A 9,923-nucleotide genomic window follows, 5' to 3' on the forward strand; every position below is an offset into this window, starting at 1 on the left:
CCCCGGGATCAGCCCTCCGAGGAGGGCGGCTCGGCGGGCGCGGTGCGCTCGGCGGCCAGGGCGGCGGACGCCCGGTCCGCCCGGCTCAGCGGCCGGTCGTACTTCGCCGGCTCCACGTCGGCCAGGTGCGCGGCGGGCTTCCCGCTGTACTCCAGGTAGTCCCGGGCCGCGATGTCCGGGTGGTGGAGGTCGAAGGCCGGGGACTCGGAGCGGATCCGCGGCAGCTTGACGAAGTTGTGCCGCGGCGGCGGGCAGGAGGTCGCCCACTCCAGCGAGCGGCCCCAGCCCCACGGGTCGTCCTCGGTGACCTTCTCGCCGTACTTGGCGGTCTTCCAGACGTTGTAGAGGAACGGCAGGATCGACAGGCCGAGCAGGAACGAGCCGATGGTCGAGACGGTGTTCAGGGTGGTGAAGCCGTCCGAGGCCAGGTAGTCGGCGTACCGGCGCGGCATGCCCTCGACGCCCAGCCAGTGCTGGACCAGGAAGGTGGCGTTGAAGCCGACGGTGAGGGTCCAGAAGGTCATCCGGCCGAGCCGCTCGTCGAGCTTCTTGCCGGTCATCTTCGGCCACCAGAAGTGGAAGCCGGCGAACATCGCGTACACCACGGTGCCGAACAGCGTGTAGTGGAAGTGGGCGACGACGAAGTACGAGTCGGAGACGTGGAAGTCGATCGGCGGGGCCGCGAGCAGCACGCCGGTCAGGCCGCCGAAGAGGAAGGTGACCAGGAAGCCGACCGTCCAGAGCATCGGGGTCTCGAAGCTCAGCGAGCCCTTCCACATGGTGCCGACCCAGTTGAAGAACTTCACCCCGGTCGGGACCGCGATCAGGAAGGTCATGAACGAGAAGAACGGCAGCAGCACTTGCCCGGTGACGTACATGTGGTGCGCCCACACCGTCACCGACAGACCGGCGATCGCGATGGTGGCCGCGATCAGGCCGGAGTAGCCGAACATCGGCTTGCGGCTGAACACCGGGATGACTTCCGACACGATCCCGAAGAACGGCAGCGCCAGGATGTACACCTCGGGATGCCCGAAGAACCAGAACAGGTGTTGCCAGAGCATCGCCCCGCCGTTGGCCGGGTCGAAGACGTGCGAGCCGAACTTGCGGTCGCACTCCAGGGCCAGCAGCGCGGCGGCCAGCACGGGGAAGACCAGCAGCACCAGGATCGAGGTCAGCAGCACGTTCCAGCAGAAGATGGACATCCGGAACATGGTCATTCCGGGCGCGCGCATGCAGATGATGGTGGTGATGAAGTTGACCGCGCCGAAGATGCTGCCGAAGCCGGACAGCGTCACGCCCATGATCCACATGTCGGCGCCGACGCCGGGCGAGTGGATCGCGTCGGACAGCGGCGCGTAGAGGAACCAGCCGAAGTCGGCGGCGCCCTGCGGGGTCGCGAAGCCGGCCGCGGCGATCAGCGAGCCGAACATGAACAGCCAGTAGGACAGCATGTTCAGGCGCGGGAAGGCGACGTCCGGCGCGCCGATCTGGAGCGGCATGATCCAGTTGGCGAAGCCGGTGAACAGCGGCATGGCGAACAGGAGCAGCATCACCGAGCCGTGCATGGTGAACGCCTGGTTGAACTGCTCGTTGGAGAGGATCTGCGTTCCGGGCCGGGCGAGTTCGGCGCGCATGACCAGGGCGAGGATGCCGCCGATCAGGAAGAACGCGAATGCGGACACCAGGTACATGGTGCCGATCGTCTTGTGGTCGGTGGTGGTCAGCAGTCTGACCAGGGCCGAACCGGGCCTCCTGACCCTGACCGCGCCTGTCGGAAGGGCGGTTGGCGGTGAGGTGGGGTCGCCCTGTGCCTGGGTGGCGCTCAAGGACGCACTCCTTCGGAACGTCGTGCGAATGGATGGCGATCCATGATCCGAACTGGGCGCCTCCGCACCCCAGGGCCCTTCGGCCCGCCCGCCCGGGGCCGCTGGGCCCGAGTTCCCGGGCCCCGACCGGGACCTCCCGACCGGCTGCCCGGGACCTCCTGACCGGGCGTCGGGTCCGAGGCCGGGCCGGCCGGGCCGCCGCCGACGGCGGAGCACTCGCCGTCCACGACTCCCACCGCCGGCTGCTCGCCCGCGAGTTGGGCCTGGAGCCGAGCCCCGCGCCGACCGCCCGCTACCGCGAACTGCTCGCCCGCGGCCACGCCCGGACCACCGCCGCCCACCCCGGAGCCGGCCCCGGACCGGGCCGCCGCGCTCGGCCTGCTCGCCGATCCGGAGGAGCTGCTGCGCCGTCAGTAGTCCCGGGTGTCCAGGCGGGCGAGCTGCCCGCGTTCCAGGGCCGCGTACACGGTGCCGTCCGGGGCGACGGCGATGCCGTGCGGTTCGGCGCCCGCGCCCGGGAGCGGGTACCCGTCGAGGTGCCCGCCTGGGGTGAGCACGCCGATCCGCCCCGCGCCCCACTCGGTGAACCAGAGCCGGCCGTCCGGTCCGGCCGCGATCGCGTGCGGCTTGGCCGCCCGGTCGGCCAGCGGGTGCTCCGTCACCTCGCCGTCCGCGGTGATCCGCCCGACCAGCCCGCCGCCGATGCCGACGTACCAGAGCGCGCCGTCGGCCCCGGCGGTGATCCCGACCGGCGCGGTGCCCCCGGTGGGCAGCCGGTGGACGGTGACCGCGCCGTCCGTGCCGACCCGCGCCACCGCGTCCGCCTGGTTGAGCGTGCACCACAGCGCCCCGTCCGGGCCGGCGGCGATCAGCGACGGGAAGGCCCCGTCGAGCGGCAGCGGGTGCTCCGTCACCTCGCCGTCCACGGTGATCCGCCCGATCCGGTCCGCGTTGAGCTCGGTGAACCAGAGCGCCCCGTCCGGGCCGGCGGCCAGCCCGTACGGCCCGGCGTTCTCCGTCGGCACCGCGAAGGACGTCGCCGTCCCGTCCACGGCGATCCGCCCGATCCGGTGGTCCCGCATCCGGCTGAACCACATCGCCCCGTCCGGCCCCGCCACGATCACGGCGGGCCCGCACTCCGGCGCTCCGAGTCCGAACCGCTCGACCGTCCCGCCGGGCGCCAGTCGCCCGATCTCCCCGCCGTGCACCAGCGTGAACCAGACGCCCCCATCCGGCCCCACGGCCACCCCGTACGGCCCGGCGCCCGCCTCCGCGACGTCGATCAGTTCCATGGCGACCCCTCCCGGCCACTAATGCGACTCCTATCGCGTTAGTGATGCTCGCATGCCGCCCACCCCCAGGCAACCGGATTCGGCGCCCACGCCTGCCCGCGCCGGGAGCGCGGCCCCGGATTCCCGGTACCCGGCTGGGCCGTGTCTCATGATTCGCGTCGCGCGCCCGGCGGGAATGATGAGACACGGCCTACGCCGCCGGTCGGCCCGGGTCGCCGCGCAGGACCGAGACGATGCCCATCCCGGCCGCGCAGACCGGAACGGCGAGCAGGGCGCCGATGATCCCGGCGATTCCGGCGCCGGCCACCACGGCGACCATGATGGTGGCCGGGTGCAGCTCCACCGTGCGGCTCTGGATGACCGGCTGGAGGATGTTGCCCTCGATCATCTGCACCGCCAGCACCACCCCGAGCGCCCACAGCGCCGTGCCCAGGCCCCCGTCCGCGAGGGCCACCAGCACCGCCACGGTGCCGGACAGGAACGCCCCGACGAACGGGATGTAGGCGCCCATGAAGACCAGCGCGCCCAGCCCGGGGGCGCCCGGCACCCCGAGGGCGACCAGGCCGATCGTGATGAAGCCCGCGTCGATCAGGGCGATCAGCGTGGTGCCGCGCATGAACCCGGCCATCGCGTCGAAGGCCCGCTCGGCGCAGGCGATCACCGTGGCCGCGCTGCGCTCGGGCAGGTAGGCGCGGATGGCGTCGCCGGTGCGGTGGCCGTCCCGGAGGAAGAAGAACACCAGGGCGAGCGCCAGCACCCCTCCGGTGACCAGCTGGGTGAGCAGGCCGAGTCCGGAGAGCACGCCGCTGGTGAGGGTGGAGACCAGCGAGTTGGTCTCGCCCTTCGCGTTGCTCAGCGCGTGCTGGATCTTCGCCCCGAGCGGGCCCAGCCACTGCGCCAGCCGTTCCCCGGCCTGCTGGAGCGAGGAGGCGATCTGCGGGGCGCTGTGCACCAGCGAGTTGACCAGCAGCGCGATCACCCCGGTGCCCGCGGCGACCAGCACCGTGCAGGTCAGCCCGGCGGCCAGGCTCCGTCCGACGCCCCGGCGCACCAGCCAGGGCACCACCGGGTGGAGCAGCGAGGCCCCCAGCAGCGCCAGCACGAACGGCACGGTGGCGGCCCGCAGCTCGACCAGTGCGAACACCACCAGCGAGGCCACGGCGAGCAGCAGGATCACCGCCACCGACCAGGCCGCCGCCTGCCGCAGCGCGGGCGGCAGCATCAGGTACGGCCTGCGGTGGTCGGCCGGCCGCTGTTCGCCGGGCGAGGGCTCCACGGGCACCGCCACCTCCGCCGGGGGGTCGTCGACGATTCCGGACCGCCCCAGCTCAGCAGAGGTTCCGACGGGCCGCGCGGTGGATCGGCCGTGAGCACCCGAACGAGCTATCCGGGCGCCTCGAACCGCACCACGCCCCCCGCGCCCGCCCCGGCGAAGGCCAGCACCCGCTCCGCCTCGGCCTCCGCCGCCCGCCGGTCGGCCCGGCCCAGCGGCCCGAACGGCGCGACGGCCACCTCCCGTTCGCCGGTCAGCCGCCAGGTGCCGGCGACCAGCCCGTCCACCAGCAGTGTGCCGTGCACGATCCCGTTCCGGGTCATCACCCGGGCCCGGTGCTCCTCCGGCAGCACCCGGGTGCGGTCCGCGTGGGAGAGCAGCAGGTTGTCGAACGGCGCGACCAGCCGCACCGGTGCCGGGGTGTCCGGGTCCGGACGGGGCGCCTCGGGCAGGTCGTACAGCTGTCGCCCCCGCTCGTCCCGGAAGACCAGCAGCCGGGGCGCCAGCCGGGCCACCACCGCGCCGAGCCTGCTGAGCCCGCACCACTTCCGCACGTCGGCGACGGTGGCCGGGCCGAAGGCGGCGAGGTAGCGCAGCACCAGGTCGTCCGGGCTCGGTGAAGGGTCGAGCGGGCGGCCGAGCCAGGCCTCGGCGGTGGTGTGGGCGGCCGGGCCGCCGCGCCCCCACAGCCCGCGCGGCGGGACCTGCACCAGTGGCAGCCGGCAGCGGGCCGCCTGGGCGAGGGCGGACGGGTCGTGGCCGGGGCGGCTCGCGGCGAGCAGCGCGCCGAGCCGCTGGAAGGTGCGCGGCTCGGTCTCGACCAGCTCGCGGGCCTCGGCGGCCAGCGCGTCCAGGTCCACTCCGGTCAGCCGCTTGCCGTAGGTGGTGCGCAGCGCCTCGTCCAGCATCGGCTGGAGCAGTGGGCGCAGCGTCAGGCAGTCCTCGGCGGTGACCAGGTGGATGGTGCCGCGCTGGAGGGCGGTCCGGACCACCGCCCGCCGCTCGATCAGCGTGCTCAGTCGCTCGGACGCGAAGCCGTCGATCCGGGCGAGCAGGCCGAGGTAGGGCGGCTGGGGTGCCGCCTGTGCCTGGAGTCCGACGAGGTGGCGGACCAGCGCGGCGGGTGCCGGGCCGGTGCGGGCGAGCAGGTGCTGGCGGGCGAGCAGGGCCCGGCCGAGGGCCCGCGGTCCGAGGACCGGTCCGTTCACCGGCGGCCGTCCAGCACCGAGCGCAGCACGGAGATCCGGTTGGAGGTGATGGAGGAGACCCCGGTGTCGCGCAGCCGGCGCATGGTGCGGCGCAGGTCGGCGGTCCAGGTGGAGACGGCGAGGCCCTGTTCCGCCGCGGCGGCGGTGAACTCGGGGGTGACCAGGCCGAACGGCGGGTTGAGGAAGCGCGGGCGCAGGTCGTCCAGCAGGGCGCGCGCCGGCATCCGGGGCTGCTTCCAGGTGAGCGCGATCTCGGCGCCGGGGGCCAGCTCGCGCACCGCGAGCATGGCCGTGACGGGGCCGCAGAAGGCGACGGACCGTTCGGCGCCGAGCTCGGTGACCACCGACCAGGTGGCGGCGACCGGCACCGCGTCGTCCAGGTCGATCAGCAGCCGGCGGCTGTCGACGGCGGCCACCGCCTCGATCGCCTCGGCCAGGGTGGGGACGGCGAGCGGGCCCTGCCGCAGCTGCGCCAGCTGCTCGGTGGTGACCCGGTCGATCGACCGCCGGTCGCCCCAGAGCCGTTCGAGGGTGCGGTCGTGCAGCAGGACGGGCACCCGGTCGCGGGTGAGCTGGACGTCCACCTCGACGGCGTCGGCGCCGGCGGCGAGCGCGGACTCGACCGAGGGCAGGGTGTTCTCGCGGTGGCGGTACGGGTCGCCGCGGTGGGCGACGGCGAGGGGCTTGGCGGCGGTGTTCAACGGCTTGGCGGCGGTGTTCATCGGAGCCTTCCGGCGAGCCAGGGAGTGAGGTCGTGGACGCCGATGCTCTCGCGGTGGCTCGGTTCCCCGGGGACGGTGACGATCAGCGTGGTGGACGGCGGGAAGGTGCGCGTCCTGATGTGCACCAGGTCGGACCAGACGGCGTTCAGGAAGCCGGGGACACGGTCGCGGTCGACGTCGAAGGCGATGCCCTCGACGGTCACGGTGACCTCGTCGTGGGTGAGGAGCCGGACGGTGACGGCGGGGCGGCCGTCGAACTCCAGCAGCGCCTCGTGCGGGATGCCGCCCGCTTCGAGGTCCGAGCGGTCCGGGCCGCCCGCGCCGACCAGCCCGGCGAAGGTCCGGTCGGAGCCGATGTCGTGCTGGGCGCGGGCGGTGCGGCCGTGCCGCCGGGCGACGGCCTCGATGGCGAGCACGGCGCTCTGGGTGGTCGGCAGGTGCGGGGGTGTCATCCGGGTCTCTCGTTCGGTTCCGGGACGGGTGGCGGGCGCCCTGCGGGGGGCGTCAGCGTCGTTCGACCATCACATTGGTGGACTTGATGACGGCCGTGGCGGGTGCGCCGGGGACGAGGTTCAGCTCCTCCGCCGACTCCCGGCTGATCAGTGACACCACCCGGAACGGCCCGGCCTGGATCTCCACCTGCGCGGCCACGTCGCCGAGCACCACGTGGGTGACGATCCCGGGGAAGCGGTTGCGCGCCGAGGACGGCCGGCCCTCCGCCGCCGCGGTCTCCGGCCGGGCCAGCTCCCGGGCGAAGGCGGCCAGTTCGGCCCCCGGGATGATCCGGTGCCCGTGCTCGTCCCGCGCGGCGGCGACCCGCCCCGCGTCCACCCAGCGCCGCATGGTGTCGGTGCTGACGCCGAGCAGCGCCGCGGCCTCGCCGATGCGGTACGGGTTGGCCGGCACCTCGGCCTGGCCCATGGCGTCTCCTGACGGTGGTTCGTGGTCCGGGGGCGGGCGCCCCCGCGCCATCCTGCCGTACCGGCGGCGGGAGCGATCACGCGAGGGCCGTCACGGCTCGCCGAACAGGTCCCGCCGCACCGCGTCCCCGGCGGTCAGCACCGCCCCCGCGAGCACCGCGCCGCCGCCCGCCGTGCCGGCCCGCACCTCGGTGTTCAGCGGGGAGAGCAGGGCCAGCCGCCGTTCGACCCGGTCGGCCAGCTCCGGCCCGCCGGCCCGGCCGATCTCGCCGCCGAGCACCACGCAGCCGGGGTCCAGCACCACGCAGACGCCGGCCGCGCCGATCGCGATCCGCTCGGCCAGCTCGTCCAGGAACGGTTCGCCCGCCGTGCCGCCCGCCAGCGCGGCGCGGACGGCGGCCTCGGCGGCGGGGGCGTCGTCGGCCGGGTCGGCGGGCAGCCCGTGGGCGCGGGCCAGCGCGCAGATCGCGGCGCTGCCGACCAGGCCGTGGAAGCCGCCCTCGCAGCTGTCGGCGCTGGGCAGGCCGGCGGTGCCCGGGACTGGCAGGAAGCAGATCTCGCCGGTGCCGCCGGAGAAGCCCCGGCGCAGCCGCCCGTCGAGGATCACGGCGGCGCCGACGCTGTGGCCCAGCCAGAGCAGCACGAAGGTGTCGCGGTCGCGCGCGGCGCCGACCCGGTACTCGGCGCGGCCGGCCAGGTTGACCTCGTTCTCGACGATCACCTGGACGCCGGGCAGCTCCCGGAGCGCGGCGAGGAGTTCGGTGTGCCAGGCGGGGAGCTGGCCGGTGTTCTGCAGGCGCCCGGTGGCCGGGTCGACCAGTCCGGGGGCGCCGACCGAGACGGTGTGCAGCCGCTCGACCCCGGCGTCGCGCGCGGTCGCCAGCAGGGTGGCGACGATCGCCCCGGCGGTGTCCGGCCCGCCCTCGCCCTCGATCGGGACCTCGGCGGTGGCGAGGCTGCGCCCGACCAGGTCGGCGACGACCAGGCTGACGCCGCCGGAGCGGACGTCGACGGCGGCCAGGTGGGCGCGGGAGGCGACCAGGGCGTAGAGCCGGGCGTTGGGGCCGCGCCGCTGTTCGCCGCGCTCGCCGACGACGGCGACCAGGCCGGTGCGCTGGAGGCGTTCGAGCAGGTCGGCGACGGTCGGCCGGGAGAGGCCGGTGAGGTCGCGCAGCTCGGTCGCGGTCAGGGGGCCCTGTTCGAGCAGGAGGTTGAGCGCCAGCCGGTCGTTGATCGCCCGGGCGGTGCTCGGCGTGGCCGTACGCGCGGTGGTCATGGCCGGTCATCCTTCCAGTCCTGCCGGAGTGTTTCTATCAGGGTCCCTTCCTGATAATTTATCGCCCGTCAAGGGCACTGTCGCGCCCCTCACCGCGCGACCGGGAGGGAACACCCCATGAGCGGGACCACCGCACCACCACCGCCACAGCCGCCGGCCGCACCGCGCCGGGCCCGGGCGAGCATCGCCCTGGTCTTCTGCGTGCACGGCGCCGTCAGCGGCAGCTTCGTCACCCGCATCCCGTGGATCCAGGAGCACCTCCACCTGTCCACCGGCCAGCTCGGACTGGCCCTGGTCATGCCCGCCGTCGGCTCCTCCCTCGCGATGCCGCTGGCCGGCCGGTTCGTGCACCGGTACGGCGGCCGGGCGGCGGTGCGCGGGCTGATCTCGCTCTGGTGCCTGGCCCTCGCCCTGCCGGCGCTGGCCCCCTCGCTGCCGACGCTGTGCGCGGCCCTGCTGGTGTACGGGGCCAGCGCCGGAATGGCCGACGTCGCGATGAACGCCCAGGGCGTGGAGATCGAGCAGCGGCTCGGCCGCTCGATCATGTCCGGCCTGCACGGGATGTGGAGCGCGGGCGGCCTGCTGGCCTCCCCCTTCGGCATCCTCGCCGCCCATCTGGACCTCGACGCCCGGCTCCAGCTGGCCGTCACGGCGCTGATCGCGCTCGCCCTCGCCCAGCCCGCCTGCCGGGGCCTGCCCGACATCCGGGCGCACGAGGGCGCGGAGGAGCCGCCGAGGTTCGCGCTGCCGCCGCGCAGTTCGCTGGTGATCGGCCTGGTCGGCTTCTGCGCGGTCTTCGCCGAGGGCGCCTCGATGGACTGGAGCGGCATCTACCTGCGGGACGTCACCGGCGCCTCGGCCACCGTCGCCGCGGCCTCGTACACCGCCTTCTCGCTCACCATGGCGGTCAGCCGGCTGGCCGGCGACGCGGCGATCCGCCGGCTCGGCGCCGTGCGCACCACCCGCGTCGGCGGCGCCGTGGCCACCGCCGGCGGCCTGCTGGTGGTCGTCGCCGACAGCCCGGCGCTGGCCATCCCCGGGTTCGCGCTGATCGGCATAGGCATCGCGGTGATCGTCCCGCTGGCCTTCGCCGCGGCCGGCCGGATCGGCCGCAACCCCAGCCAGGCCATCGCGGGCGTCGCCACCGTCACCTACACCTCCGGCCTGATCGCCCCCGCGGTGATCGGCGCCCTCGCCCAGGCCACCTCGCTGACCGTCTCCTTCGCTCTGGTCACCGCGCTCGCCTTCGCCCTGGCGCTGAGCGCCGGCGCGCTGCGGCTGGCCGAACGGAATTCCGGCGGCGAAAACGTGACCACACCGTCATCGGAAAACCCTTCCGGAAAAAATCTCTCCGCGATATGATGGTGAATTCCTGAGGGAATTCCCCGCTAGAGTCCCGAACC

Annotated in this window: 9 protein-coding genes; 1 reads left to right on the forward strand and 8 read right to left on the reverse strand. The window is 74.4% G+C overall.

Annotation, left to right across the window (positions count from 1 at the left end; translation table 11 throughout):
• Window positions 1-8 precede the first annotated feature (8 nt).
• From ctaD to ACFRMQ_RS31740, 8 genes are all read right to left on the reverse strand, one after another.
• Complete coding sequence (ctaD, locus tag ACFRMQ_RS31705; protein ID WP_380734165.1) at window positions 9-1,829, reverse strand: cytochrome c oxidase subunit I; 1,821 nt, start codon at window positions 1,827-1,829, stop codon at window positions 9-11.
• 410 nt (window positions 1,830-2,239) lie between these two features.
• Window positions 2,240-3,121: a virginiamycin B lyase gene (locus tag ACFRMQ_RS31710; RefSeq protein ID WP_380734166.1), complete on the reverse strand. Its 882-nt coding sequence runs from the start codon at window positions 3,119-3,121 to the stop codon at window positions 2,240-2,242.
• 190 nt (window positions 3,122-3,311) lie between these two features.
• Window positions 3,312-4,397, reverse strand: coding sequence for an AI-2E family transporter (locus ACFRMQ_RS31715; protein WP_380734167.1), 1,086 nt, complete (start codon window positions 4,395-4,397; stop codon window positions 3,312-3,314).
• 107 nt (window positions 4,398-4,504) lie between these two features.
• Window positions 4,505-5,602, reverse strand: a complete 1,098-nt coding sequence (locus tag ACFRMQ_RS31720) for a winged helix DNA-binding domain-containing protein (protein WP_380734168.1) — start codon at window positions 5,600-5,602, stop codon at window positions 4,505-4,507.
• Window positions 5,599-6,324: a glycerophosphodiester phosphodiesterase gene (locus ACFRMQ_RS31725; RefSeq protein WP_380734169.1), complete on the reverse strand. Its 726-nt coding sequence runs from the start codon at window positions 6,322-6,324 to the stop codon at window positions 5,599-5,601. Before ACFRMQ_RS31725 ends, ACFRMQ_RS31720 begins: the two co-directional genes overlap by 4 nt.
• Window positions 6,321-6,776, reverse strand: a complete 456-nt coding sequence (locus tag ACFRMQ_RS31730; protein WP_380734170.1) for a hypothetical protein — start codon at window positions 6,774-6,776, stop codon at window positions 6,321-6,323. The genes ACFRMQ_RS31725 and ACFRMQ_RS31730 overlap by 4 nt, the downstream gene beginning before the upstream one ends.
• Before the next feature lie 52 nt (window positions 6,777-6,828).
• Window positions 6,829-7,245, reverse strand: coding sequence for a molybdopterin-binding protein (locus tag ACFRMQ_RS31735; RefSeq protein ID WP_380734171.1), 417 nt, complete (start codon window positions 7,243-7,245; stop codon window positions 6,829-6,831).
• Between the two features lie 90 nt (window positions 7,246-7,335).
• The gene (locus ACFRMQ_RS31740; protein WP_380734172.1) at window positions 7,336-8,520 is read right to left on the reverse strand and encodes an ROK family transcriptional regulator; all 1,185 of its coding nucleotides are present in this window, start codon (window positions 8,518-8,520) and stop codon (window positions 7,336-7,338) included.
• Between the two features lie 117 nt (window positions 8,521-8,637).
• Between ACFRMQ_RS31740 and ACFRMQ_RS31745 the strand changes: the two genes are divergently transcribed.
• On the forward strand, window positions 8,638-9,882 hold the full coding sequence (locus ACFRMQ_RS31745) for an MFS transporter (RefSeq protein WP_380734173.1): 1,245 nt from the start codon (window positions 8,638-8,640) through the stop codon (window positions 9,880-9,882).
• Window positions 9,883-9,923: the final 41 nt, after the last annotated feature.

This window comes from Kitasatospora sp. NPDC056783, from assembly GCF_042789895.1.
Taxonomy (GTDB): Bacteria; Actinomycetota; Actinomycetes; order Streptomycetales; family Streptomycetaceae; genus Kitasatospora.